This window comes from Nonomuraea sp. NPDC003707 (genome assembly GCF_053587055.1).
The window spans coordinates 19,595-39,331 of record NZ_JBSFNK010000026.1 but is presented as its reverse complement, the minus strand read 5'-3'; the positions used below and the strand labels follow the sequence as shown (position 1 = coordinate 39,331).

Here is a 19,737-nt window from a genome sequence, read left to right as displayed (position 1 = left end):
GAGGCACCCGCCGATATGACACATTGTCGTTGAGGTTGTTTCGCGTCTGTCATACGAGGACACCGCCGTCCCCAGATTGGTGGTGTCGGGGTGGGTCTGTTCCGGTCGTTGGTGGACGAGGGCGCCAGGCCCCGCGTCTTCCGGCGTAACGAGACCATTTGCTCGCCGTTGCGGCCCGCCCACCGGATTTACCTCATCGACCACGGCTACGCCCGCGAATACACCCCCGCGGGCGAGCGCGATGCCATCCACGACCTGCGCGGCGCGGGCGACCTCGTCGGCGAGCTCGCCTTCTGGAACCCGGCCGAGCGCGCCAAGGTGGACGCGCTGACCGAGGTGCGGGCCTGGCCCATCGACATGCGCCGGCTGCGCGAGCACGCCGCCGCCGGCCCGGCCGTGGCCACGGCGCTGGTGCAGGAGCTGTTCGCCAGGAACGTGGCCGCCCGCAGGCACGAGTCGCTGGCCCGGGCCCCCGTCGCCGCCCGGCTGGCCGTGTGGCTGCTGCACCTGGACGAGCGTTACGCGCTGGCCGCGGAGTCCGCGCCGCCGCTGTCCATGGAGACGCTGGCCGATCTCGTGGGCAGCTCCCCCGACGTGGTGCAGCGCCAGCTCACGCAGTGGGTCCAGCGGGGCTGGCTGGTACGGCCCGGCTACCGGCGGCTGCGCATCGCGGACCCGTCCGCGCTGCGTGATGTGGCGGGCGGCTGGGAGCACCTGTCGGAGCCGTGGCAGGGACGGGTGACGCCGTTCCTGACCAGGCCGGGGGCGCTCGCGGAGCCGCTGCCCCTCGGCGAGGTGCCGAAGCCGCGCCAGCTCCCCGCCGACGTGTCCGACTTCACCGGCCGCCAGCAGAGCCTGGACCTGCTCACCGCCTGGCTGGAGCGGCCCAGGCGGACGAACACCATGATCGTGCAGGGCCTGCCGGGCGTGGGCAAGACCGCGCTGGTGACGCACTGGGGGCACCTGCACGCCGGCCGGTTCCCCGACGGCCAGATCGTGATCGACCTGCGCGGGCAGTCGCCGAGCCAGCCGCCGATGACCCCGGCCGAGGCGCTCGGGCAGATCCTGCGCTCGCTCGGGGTCGGCGAGCACATGCCCGCCGACGACGAGGCCGAGCTGACGCTGCTCTACCGCAGCAGGATCGCCGGGCGCAGGCTGCTGCTCATCCTCGACAACGCCGCCGACCCGGCGCAGGTGCGGGCGCTGCTGCCGGGCGGCAAGGACTGCGTGGTGCTGGTGACCAGCCGCACGCGGATGGCGCCGCTGCGGGCCACCGGGCACGCCGACCTCATGGACCTGCCGGTGCTCGACCCCGGCAACGCGGTGGCGCTGCTGGTGGCCGTGCTCGGGGAGCACTCCCCGCGGGCCGCCGACCGGGACGCGCTGGCCGAGCTGGCCAGGGTGTGCTCGTACCACCCGTTCGCGCTGCGGATCTCGGCGGCCAAGCTGGCCGAGAGCCCCGGGCTGAGCGTGCAGGAGCGGGTCCAGGAGCTGCGCAGGCCGGGCACGCTCCTGGTGGGCGATCCGGAGGAGGCGTTCAGGTCGGCGCTCGACCTGGCGTACGAGTCGCTGAGCCCGGGGCAGCGGCGCGCGTTCCGGCACGTGGGGCTGCTGCCGGGCCGGGACTTCACGCCCGAGGTGCTGGCCGCCGCGCTCGGCGCCCCGGTCAGCGAGGCCGTGGTGGCGGTGGAGGGGCTGCACCGGGCGTATCTCGTCGAGCCGCTGGCCGGGCCGCGCTACCGGGTGCACGACCTGGTCAAGCGGCTGGCCAGGGAGCTGGGCCGGCACGCCGAGGCAGGCGTGCGGGAGGCCAGGGCGCGGCTGCTCGACCACTACCTGGCGGTGGCCACCGACCCCGCGACGGCGCCCGAGTGGTTCGAGGCCGAGCGGCGCTCGCTGGTCTCGGCCGTGCGGCTGGCCGAGGAGAGCGGCGCCCAGGGGATGGCGTGGCGGCTGGCCGAGGCCGTGTTCGAGCCGTTCAGGAAGCTGCGGTACAACGAGATCAACCTGGAGATCCAGCAGGCCGGGCTGACCTCGGCGATGCAGGTGAGCAACCGGCGGGCGATCGCGCGCATGCGCAGCAACCTGGGCTCGATCCACCGGGACATCGGGCCCTCGACGCTCGCGGCCAGGTTCATCGGGGAGGCGCTGGAGGAGTTCGCCTCGCTCGGCGACGCCGAAGGGCGGGCCCGCGCGCTCAACGACCTGGCCGAGGTGCACGGCATCGCGGGCCACAACGAGGAGGCCCTGCGGTGCGCGGGCGAGGCGCTCGACCTCTACCGCGAGATCGGCGACCTGGCCGGGGTGGCGAGCTGCCTGCACACGCTCTCGCGGCTGCACCTTTCGCAGGAGCGCTACGAACTGGCGTTGCAGCACGCGGGCCAGGCCCTGGAGGTACGCGAGGAGCTCGGCGACCGTAGGGGCACGGCGCAGAGCCTGATCATCCTGGCCACGGTGCAGCGGGACCTGGGCGAGCCGAACGCGGCGCTGTCCGAGGGCCTGGAGGCGCTGTCGATCTGCCACGAGCTGGGCGACGAGCACGCCGAGGCCGAGACGCTGCTCTGCCTGGCCGAGATCTACGACCTGCTGCGGCTGCCGCACGACGCGCAGCGGGACGCCGAGCGGGCCCTGGCCGGGTACACGGCGACGGGCGACCAGCACGGCTGCGGGCGCGCCCTGTGCGCGCTCGGCCGGATCGCGCGCAACGGCTCCCGGTACGACGAGGCCCTCGCCTACTACGAGCAGGCGCTGGCCGTGCAGGTGGAGCTCCACCACGAGCAGGGCAAGGCGGAGACGCTCGGGGACATCGGGCTGGTGCACTGGCGGCTGTCCGACTACCTGCGGGCCGACGACTACCTCAACCAGGCGCTGACGATCAGCCGGGTGATCCGCGACGAGCCGGTGGAGGCCCGCATGCTCAACCGGCTGGCCAGGGTGCGGCGGCGGCAGGGGCTGCCGCACGTGGCGTTCGTGTACGCGCTCGAAGCCCTGGACATCGTGCAGGGCCTGGGCAACCGGCGGGCCGAGGCGGACGTGCAGGAGACGCTGGCGAACACGTACCTGTCGCTGGGGCAGCACCAGCCCGCGCTGCGGGCGGCCAAGTCGTCGCTGGCGATCAGGGAGGAGCTGCGGGACAACCGGGCCAGCGCGCTGCTGTCGATGGCGCAGGCGCTGCACAAAGCCGGCGAGCCGCAGGAGGCGCTGAAGCTCGCGTGGGAGACGGTCGAGCTGCAGAACGAGACCGGCACGAAGGACCGGTGGGCGGCGGCGCTCACGACGCTGGCCATGGTGCTGCTGGACCTCGGTCTGGCCGGGGAGGCGCTGGTCCACGCGCGCCAGGCCAGGGACGTCCACCTGGAGTGCGGGACGAGGCGGGACCTGGGGTGCGCGCTGCGGGCGCTGGGGCTGATCTCGGCCAGGCTGGGGAACCGGGGCCCGGCCGGCGGCTATCTGCGGGAGGCGCTGCGGCTGCTGGAGGAGGTGGGGGACGTCTTCGAGGTACGGCGAGTGTCGGAGGATCTCCGCGAGCTGGGGACCAGCCCCACGTCCTGAAATATCGCTAAAAGTCGTGAAATCTCGGATGTGAGGTCGCAGATCTTCTCCGGAAATTTCCGTTAGCTGGTGCGACCAGCTACTCCAACGGGGGTGATCCGGATGCTCAAGAACCATCTGCGTCGAGACCTTCAGTGGCTCAAACGCCAGGCGCGCAAGGACCGGCGGATCACTGTTGTCCTGCTCACCGGCGTGCCGGCCGCCTGGGTCCGCCAGCTCCCGCCGTCGGACCTCCTGGGCGGCTCCCCGATCCTGCTGGCCCTCTCCCTGGGGCTGCTCGGCGGGTCGGGGGCGGCCTGGCTGATGTCGGCGTACTTCATCACCAGGACCCTCAAAGCGCGCAGGGAGCCCGCGGAGGAGCTCCGGTGGATCTCCAGGATCAGCCGGGGCAAGGAGTGGGCCTTCTGCTCGCTGAGCGCCTACGTGGCCTGGCACCTGCTGCAGTTCGTCACCGCGGTGGTGCTGGGCTGACCTGGACGACGGCGGGGCGCCACCCTCGGAATGGGGCCGGGTGGCGCCCCGCCGTCATGCTCGGGCCGTCACGCCCGGCCCAGCCGGGCCTCCTCCAGCGCCTTGACGTGGATGCTCGTGTCCGCGAGCACGAACTGCACGATCTCCGCCGTGTCCAGTTCGGCCAGGCCGAGGTCGACGTCGGCGTGGGCGTCGCACCAGTCGACGATCGGGCGGGGGCTGGCGAGCGGGCCGGCGAAGTGGACGAGGCTGATGTACCAGCGGTCGCGTACGCGTCCGTGCTCCAGGTCCCGCACCCCGCGCGAGGCCATCGCGGCCGCGAACCGCTCCCACAGCCTGACCAGCGTGTCGTCCTCCGGATGGCCGCAGACCAGGACGCCGCCGGGATGCGGGCTCACGCCCGCCAGCCGCACCCGCGCGGCCGGGACCCCCTTCGCCGCCTCGGCCAGCGCGTCCCGGTAGACCGCGCGGAGCGGGTCGGCGGCCGGGATCCGGTCGCGGTAGGGCTCCAGGGACCTGAGCGTGACGTGCAGGGTCCGCCTGCCGTGCACCCAGTGCCCCGGCGCCTCGATGGTCCCGGCCAGCGCCGCCAGCCGGTCCAGCACCTCGCCCGAGGGCCGGAGCACGGCCGCCGCTCCCCACCGCCTCGCGCCCTCCACCATGGGACTGTCGTGGGTCGCCCGGCCCGCCAGCAGAGCCGCCCGCCCCTCGATCCGGAAGTCGGCGAAATCGGACATCCGTGCAGTATGCCTGATCACGCCATACCGGCGCGGATACACCAGGACTTGTGCGGGCAGTGGCAGGTGGACGAGGAGGGAGGTGGGGCACGTGTCCGGCGATCTGGTCGTTCCCGACGCCGCTCATGGAGTGGTGGTGTTCGCGCACGGCAGCGGCAGCAGCCGGCTCAGCCCGCGCAACCGCTACGTGGCCGGGGCGCTCAACAAGGCGGGCCTGGGCACCCTGCTGTTCGACCTGCTCACGCCCCAGGAGGAGGCCGACAGGGCGAACGTCTTCGACATCGCGCTCCTGGCCGAGCGGCTGCTGGAACGTACGCGCCGGCTGCGCGAGCAGGAGGACGCGGCGGGGCTGCCCATCGGCTACTTCGGGGCCAGCACCGGCGCGGCGGCGGCGCTGTGGGCGGCGGCCGAGCCGGACAACGCGGTCTCCGCGATCGTCTCGCGCGGCGGGCGGCCCGACCTGGCGGGACCTCGGCTCGCGGCGGTACGCGCGCCCACGCTGCTCATCGTGGGCGGCCGGGATCCGATCGTGGTGAAGTTGAACGAGGAGGCCCAGCAGCGTCTGAGCGCCGAGAGCCGCATCACCGTCGTGCCCGGGGCCACCCACCTGTTCGAGGAGCCCGGCGCGCTGGAGACCGTGGCCGAGCACGCCAGAAACTGGTTCACGACCCATTTCAGGAGTCCCGTATGAGGTTCAGGTGGTCGACCGTCTGTCTGGAAGCGCTCGACGGGCCGGCGCTGGCCGCCTTCTACCGCGAGTTGCTCGACTGGCGGGTCAAGGACGAGGAGCCCGACTGGGTGCTGCTCGCCGCGCCGGAAGGCGGCCCCGGGCTGGCCTTCCAGAGCGACCCCGGCTTCGTCCGCCCGGCCTGGCCCGCGCCGCCCGGCGGGCAGCAGATGATGATGCACCTGGACATCGAGGTCGACGATCTCGAGTCGAGCAGCGCCCGCGCCGTCGAGCTGGGCGCGACCGTGGCCGATTTCCAGCCACAGGACGACGTACGCGTGCATTTCGACCCGGCAGGGCACCCGTTCTGCCTCTGGGTGAGCGGGTAGCGCCGGATCGACACGTTGCGGAAGCGGTCAATTACGTTGCCGTGATCCACTGTTTGTGAAAGCGTCGAATGATGGTCGAGGTCGCGCCGGTTCTTGAGCTGTCCGGCCTCGCCTGGCAGGCGCACGGCACGCGCCGCGCCCTCGCGCCCGATCCCCTGACCGTCGGCCCCGGCCGCACCGCCGTGGTGGTGGCCGCCGACTGCGCCGAGGCCGACGCGTTCACCGACGTCCTGATCGGCCTGGAGATGCCCGACGACGGCCAGATCCGCATCCACGGCCAGGAGATCACCATGCGGCTGCCCGCCGAGCGCGAGATCGGGCTGGTCCCGGCCGGGGCGGGCCTGCTGCCGCACCTGACCGTCGAGCAGAACCTCGCGCTGACCGCCCGCGACGACCAGGCGTCCCCGCCCATCCGCGGCATGGTCGCGTACATGGCCAAGAAGACCGACATCCAGGGCTTCCTGCGGTCGCGGCCGCACGAGCTGGCCCACGACGAGCGGCTGCACGTGGCGCTGGCGCGGGCCCTGTGCCGGCGGACGGCGGTCAAGGTGATGGTGGTCGAGGACCGCACGGGCTGCGGGCCCTGCCACGCGGCCGTGAGCGCGGCGCTGGGCACCGACCCGAGCCTGGCCGTGCTGGTCGTCACCGACGACCGGACCAGGGTGGCCAGCCTCGCCTCCCCCTCGCGCTTCTGGGAGATCGCCGATGCCCCTGACCCGTAGAGCGTTGCTGGCCGCGTTGCCGGCGGCGGCCCTGGCCGGCTGCGCCCGCGAGCGGCCGCTGCAGGTGGCGGTGGTGTGGAGCGGCGACGAGCTGCGGCGCTTCCTCGGCGTGGTCAAGGAGTACGGGCGCCCGGTCCACGTCTTCTCGGCGGGCGACAACATCGCCGCCGTGCTGCGCGGCCCCGCGGAGGAGGTCGTCCCCGACGTGGCCGTGATCCCGAGGCTGGGCCTGCTCTTCGATCCGATGATCCGGCCGCGCATCCGGCCGTGGACGGGAGACCACCGGCAGCAGGAGTTCTGGCGCGGGCTCGTGACGCCGCCCGGGAGCCACGAGGAGCTGGGCGCCTGGTTCAAGCTCGCGCACAAGTCGCTCGTCTGGCACCGGGCCGGGGAGTACACGCCGCCCGCCGACCTCACCTCCTGGCAGCCCACCCCGGGCAGCCTGGCGATCGGGGCGGCCGACGGGTGGGTGCTCAGCGACTGGTTCGAGAACGTGCTGCTCGCCTTCGCCCCAGAGGTCTACGGCGGCCTCTTCCCGCCCGGCCTGCCGGGCAATCCCGACTGGTGGAGCGTGCCGCAGGTCGCGGACGCGCTGGAGCTGCTCGGCACGATCTGGCGCGGCGCGTTCACCCCCGAGCAGGCCCGGCGGGCGCTCACCATGCAGTTCCACGACTCGATCTTCGACGTCTTCGCCTACCGCACCGCCGGCGTGGTGGCCGCGCCGGACTTCGCCCTGCCGGTCATCGAGCACTACGGCGGCAAGGGCGTCGCGGCGCACTTCCGCTTCCCCGCCTACGGCAGCAATCTGCCCCCGCTGGTCGTCGGCGGCGACGTGGCGGTGGCGATGCGGGCCGGGCCGGCGCACGCGATCGACTTCGTCAACTGGCTGACCAGGCCGCGGGCGAGCGGCGAGCGCGACGCGCTGACCGGCTGGATCGCCGACGGCGGCTTCCTGACGCCGTTCACGCCGCCCTCCCACCAGTTGCTGCGCGGCCCCGCCCAGGAGCTGAACGCCGCCGTGAACGCCCACTACGACCTGTCCGACCGGCTCATCGGCGGCCTGGAGGGCGGCGACGGGCGCGGGCTGTGGCGGGTGCTCACCGAGCTGTTCACCGACGTCGCCGTCAACGCGGTCGATCCCGCCACTGCCGCGGCCGCGGCCCGCGACAAGCTGGTCGCGGGCAGCAAGGAGGGGGCCCTGTGAGCCGGCGGAACGCCTTCCTGTTCGAGGCCGCCTCGCACCACGACGCCAGGATCCCGCTGGTCGGGCACGGGATCGGCCGCCTGCGCGCCTCGCTCTACCTCCTCCTGGCGGTCCTGCTGTCGGCGGGCGTCATCCTGGTGCCGCTCTGCGCGACGGTCGTGCTCAGCCTCTCCGCCGGGCCCGGCGCGTACGACGTGCTGCTCGACGGCCGGGTGCTCCAGTCGCTCGGCAACTCGTTCATGTGGCTGGTGCTGGCCGTGGTCGTGTGCGCCGTCGGACTCGGCCTGGCCTGGCTGGCCAGGAACGCGGGCCCGGTGCTCGGCGGCGTGCTGCGCTTCCTGCTGGTGCTGCCGGCCGCGGTGTCCCCGCTCACCACGGGTGCGATCTTCCGGCTGATGTTCGACACCAACCCGCGCCGCGGGCTGGTCAACGCCCTGTTCGGCACGGAGGTGGCCTTCCTCGGCCCCGTGTGGATCTGGCTGGTGTTCGGGCTGGCGCTGGTCTGGCAGTGGGCCGGGGTCGCGTTCCTGGTCTTCCACGAGGCGCTGGCCCGGCTGCCCACCAACCTGCTGCGGATGGCCAGGGCGTTCGGCGTCGGGCGGCGGCGCAGGCTCTGGTCCGTCGTGGTCCCGGCGCTCGCCGGGCCGGCGGCGCTGGCGTACCTGTTCGCGCTGGCGGCGGCGGCCCGCGTGTTCGACGTCGTGCTGATGGGCGCGCCCGGGTCGATGCAGGCCGAGATCGAGGGCGGCGGGCTGTTCTGGTGGCGGCACCACGGCGACCTGGGCGACACGCGGGCCTCCGCGCTCTCCGTGGGGCTGTCGGTTCTCGTGGCCGTGATGGCGGTGCCCGCCCTGTTCGGGCTGCGCGGGCGGGTGACCTGGGCCGAGCCGGTGGTCCCGCCGCAGCCCAGGAAGGGCTGGCGGATCTGGCTGCTGTGCGCGGCGGTGTCGGTGCTCTGGGTGCTGCCGTTCCTGGTGCTCGTGCTGACCTCGCTGCGCGACCCGGTCGCCGCGGCGCTGTCCGGGTGGTGGGGCGGCGGTCCCTGGACGCTGGGCTCGTACACGGAGGCGCTGGCCGACGGCGGGTTCGCGGGCGCGCTCGGCACCACGTTCCTGCGGGCCGTCGTGGTGGTGTGCCTGGTGCTGCTGGCCGCCGTGCCGGCCGCGTACGTGCTGGCGCACGAGCACCTGCTGCCGCGCCGCGCCTGGCGGCCGGTGCTGCTGGTCGCGGTGGCCCTGGCCGTGCTGCCGCCGCAGGCGTTCGCGGTGCCGCTGCAGCGCTGGCTCAGCCCGGTCGTCGGCACCGCTCCGGCGCTGGCCATCGTGCACGCGGCGCTGGTGATCCCGCTGGCGGTGCTGGTGCTGTACAACGCGTTCGTCCGCGTGCCGGCTCCCATGCTGGCGCGGGACCGCTGGGAGCTGTTCCACGTCGTACGCGAGGCGCGCCCGGCCCTGGTGCTGGCCGCGGTCCTGGCCTTCGTCCTGGTGTGGAACGACACGGTCGTCGGGCTGCTGCTCAACTGGCCGTCGGGCGACCACCTGCCGCTGATCCTGCTGGAGCAGGCCCGCCACTTCATGAGCGCCGCCGGGCCGCTGGCGGCGCAGTCGGTGATCGCGACCGCGGTGCCCGTGCTGCTGGTGGTCGTCACCGGGCGCTGGCTGTACCGGGGGCTGACGCGAGGAGTACGCCGATGACGGATATCTCGCGAAAGGACCGGCTGCGCTTCCGCCTGTCCCAGCTCTCCCGGCAGGCCGGGGCGCACCTGCCCGAGCTGGGGCTCGGCGGGCTGCTGACCGCGGGCGGCACGGTCCTGCTGCTGCAGGAGAAGCTGATCGAGCGGGTGACGGAGTGGCTGCCCGTCTGGCTGCTCGTCATCCTGATCGTCTCCCTCCCGGTCGTGGCCGGCTGGCTCACCCATTTCGTACGCAGCCGCCGCAAGGCCCCACCCCAGACGATCTTCCAACGCCTGCCCTTCCCCGACCGGATCGACGGGCTCGTCGGCAGGGACGCCGAGGTCCAGCAGGTCAAGGAGCGCGCGAAGGAGCGCGGCATCGTCGTCGTGCAGGGCGCGATGGGCATGGGCACGTCCTCGGTGGCGACCCTGGCCACGTGGGACCTGACCGCGGACGCCCGCAAGCAGCGCTACGCCGATCTGCGCGGCCCCGACCGGGACCACGCGGAGACGCCGCTGAGCGTGGCCCAGCGGGTCCTGCGCACCCTCGACCGGCCGCCCGGCGCGATCCAGGAGCCGGAGGACGCCACCGCGCAGGTGATCGACGCGCTCACCGGCACGGACCGGGTGCTCCTGCTGGACAACGTCAGCACCTGGAGCCAGATCGCCTGGCTCCCGCCCCGGGTGCCGGGCGCGCACATCGTGGTGGCGGGCACGTTCACCGACGAGCTGCCACAGCACATCGAGCCGATCCAGCTCGGCCCGCTCGCGCCCGGGGCCGGACAGGCGCTGCTGGCCCGCCACATCGGCGACGAGCGCGTCAACCGCGACCCGAAGGCGCTCGGGCTGCTGGTGGACGCCTGCCTGGGCAGCCCGCTGGAGATCGTCAGGATCGGCCGCTGGCTGGCCCGCAACCCCGGCGTCGCGCTCCAGTCCCTGGTCGACGACCTGCGAAACCTGTCCGTCGTCAAGACCCTCGACTTCGTGCTCAACCTCAGCATCAGGCAGCTCAGGCCGACGGCCAAGCAGCTGTTCGTCCTGCTGGCGAGCCTGCCGATCGCCGAGGTGGACCACCGGGCGGCGGCCGCGCTGCTCGGCGTGCCCTCCGCCGCCGACGCGATCGGGGAGCTGGCCGACCTGGGCCTGGTGGAGAACGTACGGATGACGCGCGTCAGGGTGACCGGCGCGTTCCCCAGCGGCACGCCCGGGCCTCCTCCCTCGCCGAAGGACGCAGCGGCCTGGCGCCGGCTGGTCGAGCACTTCGCCGACGAGGCCGACTCGTTCGCCGCCCTGTTACCCGGCGAGGAGGCCCGCGCCTGGTTCGCGATCGAGGACAGGGTGCTGCTGGAGGTGCTGGCGCACGGGAGCCCCGCGCCCAAGACGGCCCGGGCACTGGCGCGCATCGCGGACGGGCTGGAGACCTGGTTCCGGCTCGAACAGCGGCACGAGGACCGGCTGCGGGCCGCGGAGGCGCTGGCCGAGGCGGCCAAGGCGCTGCGCGACGAGCACGTGCAGGCCACGGCCGAGCTGCGCCAGTGCGCGATCCTGCTCACCTGGGGTGACCCGACCACGGCCCGCCAGCACTTCAACCGGGCGGCCAGGCTGCGGGTCAGGGTGGAGTCGTGGCCCGCCGAGCTGCACCTGGAGCACGCGGCCATCCTCCTGGCCGCCGGCGACGAGTTCACCGCCGTCGAGTCGGCGCTCGTACGGTACGGCCAGGCGCTGTCCGGCGGCGACCTGGCCGGGCACTCGCTCCGGCTGATCAACGTGGCCGCGCTGCTCCTGCGCAAGGGGCAGACGCTCGACGGCGACGGGCGCGACCCCGAGGCGCGCCGCCTGTACGCCGACGCCCGCGCCGTGCTGTTCGAGTCGCTCGACCTGGCCACCCGGGCCGACGACGACGGCGCGGCGGCGCACGCGCAGGAGTTGCTCGCGCTCGCGCACCACTACCTGGGGCTGCGCTTCGACGCGAGGTCCAACCTGAAGGAGGCCGAGCGGCTCTACGCGGAGACCGCCGACGAGATCGGGCGGGCCCGCTGCCTCGTGCAGCGGGCCGGGGTGCTGCTGGAGGAGCCCGATCACCGTCCCGAGGAGGTCGTCGCGCTGCTGGCGGAGGCCGAGCCGCGGCTGCCCCCGACGGGGGTGAGCACGGCGCTGGCCCACCTCCACCTGGCCCGGCTGCGGGCCGGGAGCGCCGCCGAGCACCGCGACGCGGGGCTGGCGGCGCTCTCCCCCTGGGACGGGATCGCGGAGCCGCGGCAGGTCCGCGAGCTGCGCGCGAGCCTGTCGGAGCTGTGAGCTCACACCGGGATCGTGGCCAGGCTCCTGCCGTCGAAGGTCTCGACCGTGAAGTGGTTCAGCTCGGACTCCGGGAGGCTGGTGCCGCCGTGCAGCAGCAGGGGGTCGGGGGCTCCGGGCACGCCGTACCCCTTGTCGGGCACGCCCCAGCTCGCCACCACCTCGGAGCGGCCGTCGTTGCCCACCGCCAGGAGGCGGCACTGCAGCGGGCCCTTGACGCCCTTGAGCTCCAGCGCGACGTGGCTGCCCCAGCCCTTGTCCTCCAGCCCGACGAGAGCGGACACGCCGGTGCTCTTGTCGGTGGCGGAGTAGGTGTGGCCGGTCATGAGGAGCGCGCGGGCCGGGCTGTGGACGCTGTCGGGGTTGGGGCCGCTGGTGACCGAGCTGACGGCGAGGAAGACGCCGGCCGCGACGAGCACGCAGGCGGCGGCGGACATGAACGTGCGGTGCAGGCTCCGGCGGCGGCGTTCGGTGGCGGCGCGGCGCACCAGGAGTGATTCGACCTCGGGGTCGGGCGGGCTGGGCAGGAGGTCGTCCGGGTGGACGGTCTTGATCAGCTCCCCCATCGCGGCGAACGCCCCGGCCTCCTCCGCGCAGCTCGGGCAGCCTCTCAGGTGGCGCTCGAAATCGGCCTTCTCCTCCCCGCGGAGCAGGCCGAGCGCGTATGCGGCCACGTCTTCGTGACGCACCTCGGTCATGAGAGCGTCACCCCCCTTGCTGCGTGACGCATCTCCGACATGAGCGCGTCACCCCCCCTTTCGCGGTGGCTTCCGTAGTGACGCGCCTCCCTCGTCATGGCAACGTCACCCCCCTTTCGGTGTGGCTCTCATCGTGACGCGCCTCCCACGTCATGGCAGCGTCACCCCCCTTTCCTCCAGCGCCACGCGTAACGCGCGCATGGCGTAGTACACGCGGGACTTCACGGTGCCCACGGGCACCCCGATGATCTCCGCCGCCTCCTGGACCGTGCGGTCCAGGAGGAACGTCTCCGTGAGCACCTGCCGATGGGCCGGTGAGAGCGACATCATCGCGTCGGTCACGACGATCTCGCGTAACAGCTGCTCGTCCTCCGCGGCCACCGAGTTGAGGCGTTCCGGGACGTCCTCGACGGTGTCGAGCGGGCGCGAGCCGGAGCGGCGCCGGTTGTCGATGACCACGCGGCGGGCGACGGTCGCCAGCCAGGGCATCAGGGAGCCGGAGTCGGTACGCAGGTCGGGGAGGTTGCGCCAGGCGCGTACCAGGGTCTCCTGCACGACGTCCTCGGCCCAGCGCCGATCGCCACCCGTCAGCCGGACGGCGAAGGCCATCAGGGGGGCGCCGTATTCGCGGTACAGGGCTCGGACCATGGCCTCGTCGGTCACGCGGTGATTCACCCGCGACTCCTCGCGCTGCGGATACCAGGGAATATCCCGCCGATATTGGAATCATCACTCTAGCCACGGAGGGGGCCAGATGATGGCAGTTTTCCCTTCTCACCGCTTCGCTGGATTTACCGCCTAAATCATGCTTTGCCCACCTGCGGCGACCCCGCAGACCGACGGCTCAGTGATCTTCCGGCTCGGCGGTGAACAGCTCGTAGCTGTGGCCGTTGGGGTCGCGCACGTACACGCCGCGGCCGCCCGCCAGATGGTTGATCTCGCGGTCCCAGCCGTTCATCGGGCCGGAGCCGTAGTCGATCGCCGGGTCCCTCTCAAGCCGCTCCATGAGCGCGTCGAAGGTGTCGTCGTCCACCAGGAAGGCGTAGTGGCCGGACTGGGGCGCGCGGCGGTCGTCGAAGTCGAGCGTGAGGTCGTCGTTGACGCTGACGGGCGCGAACGGCCCGGCGGGCGGGCCGACCCGCAGCCCCAGCAGGCCGGCGAAGAACGCCGCCGCACCCTCGCGGTCGGCGGCGGGGACGATCAGGTGGTTCATGACGATGGCCATGACGGCATCCCTTCCGGAGAAGATGTATGTGATACGCACATAATCATACGTGCGTATCGCATGCAACCTGTCGTAGGGTGAGGGCATGAGCGAGGAGGCCGACGGCGGACCGGCGCTGTTCCACCTGGTGCGCTTCTGGTCCCGCCGGTGGGCCGGGCGGGCGTCGGAAGAGCTGACCGGGGAGCAGCGTCACGTGCAGCACATCCTGGTGGTGGAGGCCGTGCACACGAACGCGCGCGCCGGCGGAGAGGCGCCCGAGCCGCCCACGGTCGGCACCGTGGCGCACCAGCTCGGCCTCGATCATTCGGGCGCCAGCCGCATGGTCAGGGACGCCGTCGAGGCGGGCTACCTCGCCCGCGACACCTCCGAGCGGGACCGGCGCCGCGCCTCCCTGCGGCTCACGGACAGCGGGCACGCGCTGCTGGCCGGGGCCAGGCAGTGGCAGCGCCGGGCCTTCGAGGAGCTGACCGCCTCCTGGGACGAGCTCGACCGGCGGCAGTTCGCGACCTACCTGAGCCGGCTGGCCGACGACCTCGGCGCCTGATCCCCCGGCCCCGGCGGTCTCAGGCTCCGCCCGTCTCCGTGAGCCGGTCGAGCCTGAGGCCGAGGTCGATCATCTCGCAGCGCAGCGAGTCGATCTTCCCGAGCAGGTCCGAATGAATGGCCTTGTAGTTCTCGGTCATCTGCACGCGGACCCCGGCGACCTCCACGATCAGAGCCTCGAAGTCCTGGCTCACCTCGGTGCGGATGTCCGCCATCTCGGCCCTCAGCTCGGCCACGCCGATCGACACCTGCGCGACGAGGGCCGGCAGCTCGGACCGGTAGGGGCCGGCCTGGGCGGGGATGATGTCGTCGTGCCGGGCGTTGGAGCGCAGGGCCGCTTCGAGAGCTTCCACCCGGAGCTTCAGGTCGAGGATCTCCGCCTCTACGTTCACGCACACCTACCTTCGCTGCGGTCGGAAGGGATCCCGGCCCAGGTGGCCGGGGCCCTTGCTTTGTGTGAGCACATGATGGCAAGCCGTTCATGATCAGGAGTGATCGATCGTCGAAGCGGGTACGGATTTTTCTCCGCCGGCAGGCGTGCTGTCCTCCCGGGACGTGGAGATTCGACCCCGGGCCGGATGACCTCGCCGGTTTGCGGGTGTCATGTCCGCAATGGTGACGGCCATCGCATGAACGCTCCCGCGAAAGAGCCACGCTTCACGTTTCGCGGAGAGCCGACGATGGCCGCAGGGACAGTCTGCTGTCTGGCCGATCGCCGGTGAAGTCCCATCGCGATCGGTGACTCCTACTTGTTGGGTGCGGAGCCGCATGACCGTACTTTCGGCCGGTGCGGCGGGCGGGCGGCGGCTCCTAGCCTGGGCGGTGTGCGGGTGCTGGAGTGGCGGGCCGGGATCGCGGCCGACGTGATGATCGGCGCGGTGTCCGCGGCGGTGCTCGCCTTCTACGGCTACCGGATCGGCGCGAGCTGGGGTGGCGCGTACTGGGTGTCCGGGTGCACCGCCGGGGCGGCGGTCTGCGCGCTCGCGCTCGTCCGCCGGCGGAGCCGGTTGTGGACGGCGGTCGCGGGGATGGGCGTCGCGGCGGCCGCCATCGTGGTCGCCCGGGTCGCTCACCTGCCCACCGAGCCCGGTCCCGGCGTGACCTTCGGGTTGTCCGTCCTCGTCGGGTCGGCCGTCCGGGTGCTTGCGCCCCGTCCGGCCTGCGCCGTCGCCGGTGGCGGGCTCGTGGTGGTGGCGGGGGCCTTCGCCGCCGGCTCCCAGGCGGCCGTGGGGACGATGAGCGCCGTGGGCTGGGCGGGCGCCGTCGTGGCCGGGCTGTGGCCGCGGCTGCTGGCCAGCCGCCGCCGGGCCGTCGAGGAGCGCGTACGCCGTGGCGAGCGCATGGAGCTGGCCAGGGAGCTGCACGACGTCGTCGCCCACCACGTCACGTGCGTCGTGCTCCAGGCGCAGACCGCGCGGCTGCTCGCGCACAAGCAGCCGGAGCGGCTGGCGACCTCGCTGGCGGACATCGAGACGGCCGGCTCCGACGCCCTGGCCGCCACCCGCCGCGTCGTCGGCCTGCTCCGCGACCCGGCCCGGGGCCTGCCCTCCCTCGACGGCCTGGACGAGCTGGTCAGGCGCTTCGGCGGCCACGGACCCGCCGTACGGCTGCGGCTCCCCGAAGGCGAGGACACCTCGCTCTGGCCGCCCGAGGTGGCCACCACCGTCTACCGGATCGTGCAGGAGTCGCTGACCAACGTCTCCCGCCACGCCCCGCAGGCCCGCTCGGTCAACGTCACCGTCACGCGAGCCCGGAACTCGGTCACCGTCGAGGTCGCGGACGACGCCCCTCCCGCCCCGGCCCGGCGGCTCCGACGCTCCGGATATGGCGGATACGGCCTGGTCGGGATGCGCGAACGCGTCGAGGCCCTCGGCGGGACGCTTCGCGCGGGCCCGCGCGCCGGCGCCGGCTGGTCCGTGGTCGCCGCCCTCCCCGTCCCGGCGCGGGAGCACCCATGAGCGCCGCGGACATCACCGTCATGCTGGCCGACGACCAGGCGATGATCCGTGACTGCCTGCGCCTCATCCTGGAGGACCAGCCCGGCATCAGGGTCGTCGCCGAGGCCGCCGACGGCGCCGAGGCGGTCGCCCTGGCCCGCCGGCTGCGCCCCGACGTGTGCCTCGTGGACATCCAGATGCCCGGCCTCGACGGCATCGAGGTCACGCGGGCCCTCGCGGGGCCGGAGGTCGCCGACCCGCTGCGGGTGGTCGTCGTCACCACCTTCGACCTCGACGAGTACGTCCACGGCGCCCTGCGCGGCGGGGCGACCGGCTTCGTGCTGAAGGACGTCGGCCCCGATCTGCTCGTCGAGGCGGTCCGGGCCGCGAACGCCGGGGACGCCCTGATCTCCCCCTCGCTCACCCTCCGGCTGCTGCGCCACCTCACGGCCACCGCCTCCCCGGTCACCCATGCGCCCGCGCAACCGCTGTCGGACCGGGAGTTCGAGGTCGTCCGGGCGGTCGCCAGGGGCCGTACCAACCAGGAGATCGCCGCCGAGCTCTTCATCTCGCTGAGCACCGTCAAAGGCCATGTGTCCGGCATCATGACCAAGCTCGGCCTGCGCAACCGGGTCGAGATCGTCGCCTGGGCCTGGGAGCGCCGCCTGGTCGACTGAGCCGCTACAGATCGGCGAGACCGCCTTGGGCCCGCAGCTCTCTGCGCGACGGGAGGCCCAGCTTGCGCAGGGCGCTGGAGATGTGGCTCTCCACCGTCCGCCTCGACAGGAACAGCTCGGTGGCGATCTCCTGGTTCGTCTTCCCCTCCGCCGCCAGCAGCGCCACCTCCCGTTCCCGCGACGACAGCGTCTGCCCGTGGGACGGCCGTCCGCCCCGCCACGGATAAGGGATCGGCACGCCGTTCTGGCGCATGATCCGGCTGATCCGGGCGAGGTCCCGGTCGGCCCCCATCGCCGCGTACAGGCGCAGCGCCGCTTCGAGCAGGGGCCCACCGTCGCCCGTGCCGCGTTCGCAGCGCCATCGGCCCAGGCGCTCGGCCGCCTGGGCCTCCTCGTAGCGCAGCCCGGCCTCCTGGAGGGTGGTACGCGCCGCGTCAAGCAGTTCGTCGGCCTCCGGCGGGTCCTGGGAGACGACGGCGCGGGCGGTCAGGAGCGCCGCCCGCGCGATCGGGGCGTCGGCGCCTTCGAGGCCGGCGCCCAGCTCGTCCACGAGCTCCACGGTCCCGGACGTCCTGCCGAGCGCGTCCACCAGGCACAGGACGGTCTCCGCGCCCCACACCCAGTTCCCCTTGGCCCGTACGAGGGAGAGCGCGGCGGTAGCGTGCGCGGCGGCGCCGGCGACGTCGTCCAGGGTCAGCAGGAGGCGGGAGAGCGTCATCTTGGCGGGGATGAGCGGCCAGACGGCGCCGGCCCGTTCGGCGACGGCGATCACCTCGCCCAGGCACGCCACGGCCTCCTCGGCCGGACCCGTCGCCGCCAGCAGCGCGCCGAGCAGCAGCCCCGCCTCCATCGACGCGGCCGGAAAAGTGGCCGTCCCCGCGCCCGGGGAGGCGGTCGTCCCGGCGCCCGGGGAGGCGGTCCAGCCGGGCGCGCCACCCAGGCGGCGGACCCGGGCCTCCAGGCCGTCCCAGCGCCCCGCCGCCCGGTCGACCGCGGCCGTCACCAGCTCCACGACCTCCGCGACCCGCAGGTACTCGGCCTGGTCGGCCACCCGGCGCCCCTCCGCCAGCAGGGCCTCGGCGCGCTCCAGGCATCCGATGTGCAGCGCGCCCTGGGCCCAGTTGAGGCAGGCGCGGGCGTGTTCCCGGGGCACGCCACGGAGCCGGTCGTCGCGCAGCAGGTCGTCGATGAGCCGCCCGCTCCCCGGGTGCCCCTGCTCCAGCAGCAGGGATGCCCGCGCGATGCGTACCGCGATGTCCACGTCGGGGTCGCCGCTGCGGCGGGCGGCCTCCTCGGCCTCGTCGCACCTCGCGGTGTGCTCGCTCACGTGCCGGTCCACGACGGTCTCGGGCGCGGCGAGCACGGCCAGCGCCCGCCCCAGCAGCGCGGGCCGGTCGCCGAGGTCGCCGACCGCGCGCTCGATCTGCAGGTGGCCGGCCCGCGCCTCCCCCTGCTGGCGCAGCAGCCGGCCGAGCGCGAAGCGCAGCTCGCCGCGCAGATGGGCGGGCAGCGGCTCGGTGGCGAGGAGGCGTTCGAGCATCGGTACGGCCTCCGCGTGGGCCAGGCCGTCCACCGCCACCCGGCCCAGCTTGACGGCCAGCCGTACCCGCGTCTCCCGGGGCAACGAGCCGACCTCCAGCGCCTGGAGTAGGAAGCGGGCCGCTGTGGCGTCGTTCCCGTGGGACAGGGCGGTGCCGGCGGCGGCCTCCGCGTTCGCCACGAACTCCTCGGTACGCCCCGCGAGCCGGAAATGGTGGGCCAGCCGGGCCACCGGCCTGGGACCTGACCCGGCCTCCAGGGCCTGCGCGGTCCTGAGATGCAGCCACCGCCGCTCCGGCGCGGTCACGGACTCGTACACGATCTGCCGCGCCAGCGCGTGCCTGAACCGGGACCTCCCGTCCTCCTCGTGCAGCAGCCCCACGGCCTGCGCCGACGCGAGGGCCTTGGCGATCTCCAAGGGGCCGCGGCCCGTGACCTCCGCGAGTGTCCGGTCGTCGGGCGTCGTGCCGATGACCGCGGCGGCCCCGAGGATCTCCCGCGCGGCGCCGTCGAGGGAGGACAGGCGCTGCAGCACGACGTCGCGCAGCACCGTCGGGACGGCCAGGGCGGACAGGACGTCGGGGCGGCCGGGGATCTCATCGGCGGGCAGGCGCTCCAGCAGCGTGCGGAGCACCTCCTCCACGACGAACGGGATGCCCCCGGTCTTCTCGTAGAGCAGGGCCGCGAACGTGCCGGGGAGCTCGGCCTTGAGGATGCTCCGCGCGAGCTCCTCCACCTCGGGCGGGCTCAGCGGGGTCAGGCTGACCACCCGCGCCGGCCCGGACGGCGCGCGGGCGAGGGCCTCACGGATCGGCAGCGCCCCCGACCCGGTGCGGACGGTGAGGATCACCGAGACGTCGCTCGGCTGGTGGGCGGCGAGGAAGGCCAGGAAGTCGTGCGTGCCGCCGTCTGCCCAGTGCACGTCCTCCAGGACGAGCACCAGCGGGCTCAGGTGGTCGAGCAGGGCCACGGCCGCCCGGAACACCCGGTGCCGCTCGGCCCGCTGGTCCGGTAACGGGGGCAGCGGCGGCGGCAGGCGCTCGGCGAGCTCGGGAAGGAGCGGCACGAGCGCTCCCACCACTGGGCTGACCGGCCGGGACGCGGTGAGGTCGGCCGCCAGGCGGAAGGCGTCGAGCAGCGGGGACAGCGGCAGGGGCTCCTGGAGCTGCTCGCACTGCCCCACGAGCCGGCGCGCCCCGGACGCGGACAGCAGCTCCCCCACCAGGCGGCTCTTCCCGATGCCCGCCTCCCCCTCGACGAGCGCGAGCGAGGGCGGGGCGGCGATGACGGTACGGAGGAGGGCCAGCTCGGAGCGGCGCCCGATGAGCACATCGGAGAGGGAACCCGAGGGGGCGACGCGGGGCATGCGGCCACCCCCTACCTGCCCTAATGGCGATATATCAGAG

The 19,737-nt window shown here is 73.6% G+C and carries 17 protein-coding genes; 11 read left to right on the top strand and 6 right to left on the bottom strand.

Translation table 11 applies throughout. The features are described 5' to 3' along the window. The first annotated feature begins 90 nt into the window (after nt 1–90). A complete protein-coding gene (locus tag ACWDRB_RS45340) occupies nt 91–3,552 on the top strand; it encodes a tetratricopeptide repeat protein (RefSeq protein ID WP_449904919.1) in 3,462 nt (1,153 codons plus the stop codon). Between the two features lie 102 nt (nt 3,553–3,654). Next, a complete protein-coding gene (locus ACWDRB_RS45335) occupies nt 3,655–4,023 on the top strand; it encodes a hypothetical protein (RefSeq protein ID WP_449904917.1) in 369 nt (122 codons plus the stop codon). A gap of 68 nt (nt 4,024–4,091) precedes the next feature. Here the strand turns inward: ACWDRB_RS45335 and ACWDRB_RS45330 are convergent, their stop codons facing one another. Further along, nucleotides 4,092–4,760: a 2'-5' RNA ligase family protein gene (locus ACWDRB_RS45330; RefSeq protein WP_449904915.1), complete on the bottom strand. Its 669-nt coding sequence runs from the start codon at nt 4,758–4,760 to the stop codon at nt 4,092–4,094. A 91-nt stretch (nt 4,761–4,851) separates the two neighbouring features. On the opposite strand from ACWDRB_RS45330, the gene ACWDRB_RS45325 reads away from it, so the two are divergent. The 6 genes from ACWDRB_RS45325 to ACWDRB_RS45300 all read left to right on the top strand — a co-directional run bounded on the left by ACWDRB_RS45325 (nt 4,852) and on the right by ACWDRB_RS45300 (nt 11,712). Further along, nucleotides 4,852–5,451, top strand: a complete 600-nt coding sequence (locus tag ACWDRB_RS45325) for a dienelactone hydrolase family protein (RefSeq protein ID WP_449904913.1) — start codon at nt 4,852–4,854, stop codon at nt 5,449–5,451. Then, nucleotides 5,448–5,816, top strand: a complete 369-nt coding sequence (locus ACWDRB_RS45320; protein ID WP_350733169.1) for a VOC family protein — start codon at nt 5,448–5,450, stop codon at nt 5,814–5,816. The genes ACWDRB_RS45325 and ACWDRB_RS45320 overlap by 4 nt, the downstream gene beginning before the upstream one ends. Nucleotides 5,817–5,884: 68 nt before the next feature. Continuing rightward, the gene (locus ACWDRB_RS45315; protein WP_449904911.1) at nt 5,885–6,538 is read left to right on the top strand and encodes an ATP-binding cassette domain-containing protein; all 654 of its coding nucleotides are present in this window, start codon (nt 5,885–5,887) and stop codon (nt 6,536–6,538) included. After that, nucleotides 6,522–7,742 (top strand): hypothetical protein, encoded by a 1,221-nt coding sequence (locus ACWDRB_RS45310; protein WP_449904909.1) that lies wholly within the window; start codon nt 6,522–6,524, stop codon nt 7,740–7,742. Before ACWDRB_RS45315 ends, ACWDRB_RS45310 begins: the two co-directional genes overlap by 17 nt. Beyond that, on the top strand, nt 7,739–9,436 hold the full coding sequence (locus ACWDRB_RS45305; RefSeq protein ID WP_397369148.1) for an ABC transporter permease subunit: 1,698 nt from the start codon (nt 7,739–7,741) through the stop codon (nt 9,434–9,436). Before ACWDRB_RS45310 ends, ACWDRB_RS45305 begins: the two co-directional genes overlap by 4 nt. After that, nucleotides 9,433–11,712 (top strand): hypothetical protein, encoded by a 2,280-nt coding sequence (locus ACWDRB_RS45300; RefSeq protein ID WP_449904907.1) that lies wholly within the window; start codon nt 9,433–9,435, stop codon nt 11,710–11,712. The genes ACWDRB_RS45305 and ACWDRB_RS45300 overlap by 4 nt, the downstream gene beginning before the upstream one ends. A gap of 2 nt (nt 11,713–11,714) precedes the next feature. On the opposite strand, the gene ACWDRB_RS45295 is transcribed toward ACWDRB_RS45300, so the two are convergent. The 3 genes from ACWDRB_RS45295 to ACWDRB_RS45285 all read right to left on the bottom strand — a co-directional run bounded on the left by ACWDRB_RS45295 (nt 11,715) and on the right by ACWDRB_RS45285 (nt 13,635). Continuing rightward, complete coding sequence (locus ACWDRB_RS45295; protein ID WP_350733161.1) at nt 11,715–12,410, bottom strand: anti-sigma factor; 696 nt, start codon at nt 12,408–12,410, stop codon at nt 11,715–11,717. Nucleotides 12,411–12,560: 150 nt separating this feature from the next. After that, entirely contained in the window at nt 12,561–13,085 is a 525-nt protein-coding gene (locus ACWDRB_RS45290; protein WP_350733159.1) for a sigma-70 family RNA polymerase sigma factor, read from the bottom strand. Nucleotides 13,086–13,254: 169 nt separating this feature from the next. Further along, a complete protein-coding gene (locus ACWDRB_RS45285) occupies nt 13,255–13,635 on the bottom strand; it encodes a VOC family protein (protein WP_449904904.1) in 381 nt (126 codons plus the stop codon). 85 nt (nt 13,636–13,720) lie between these two features. Between ACWDRB_RS45285 and ACWDRB_RS45280 the strand changes: the two genes are divergently transcribed. Then, entirely contained in the window at nt 13,721–14,179 is a 459-nt protein-coding gene (locus tag ACWDRB_RS45280) for a MarR family winged helix-turn-helix transcriptional regulator (protein WP_449904902.1), read from the top strand. 19 nt (nt 14,180–14,198) lie between these two features. On the opposite strand, the gene ACWDRB_RS45275 is transcribed toward ACWDRB_RS45280, so the two are convergent. Then, complete coding sequence (locus ACWDRB_RS45275; RefSeq protein WP_397369145.1) at nt 14,199–14,570, bottom strand: hypothetical protein; 372 nt, start codon at nt 14,568–14,570, stop codon at nt 14,199–14,201. Nucleotides 14,571–15,002: 432 nt separating this feature from the next. Here ACWDRB_RS45275 and ACWDRB_RS45270 point away from each other — a divergent pair, with 432 nt between their 5' ends. Continuing rightward, nucleotides 15,003–16,136 (top strand): sensor histidine kinase, encoded by a 1,134-nt coding sequence (locus tag ACWDRB_RS45270; RefSeq protein WP_449904899.1) that lies wholly within the window; start codon nt 15,003–15,005, stop codon nt 16,134–16,136. Then, complete coding sequence (locus ACWDRB_RS45265; RefSeq protein ID WP_449904897.1) at nt 16,133–16,792, top strand: response regulator; 660 nt, start codon at nt 16,133–16,135, stop codon at nt 16,790–16,792. The genes ACWDRB_RS45270 and ACWDRB_RS45265 overlap by 4 nt, the downstream gene beginning before the upstream one ends. A gap of 4 nt (nt 16,793–16,796) precedes the next feature. Here ACWDRB_RS45265 and ACWDRB_RS45260 read toward each other — a convergent pair whose 3' ends face one another. After that, nucleotides 16,797–19,697: a helix-turn-helix transcriptional regulator gene (locus tag ACWDRB_RS45260; RefSeq protein ID WP_449904895.1), complete on the bottom strand. Its 2,901-nt coding sequence runs from the start codon at nt 19,695–19,697 to the stop codon at nt 16,797–16,799. Between the last annotated feature and the right edge of the window lie 40 nt (nt 19,698–19,737).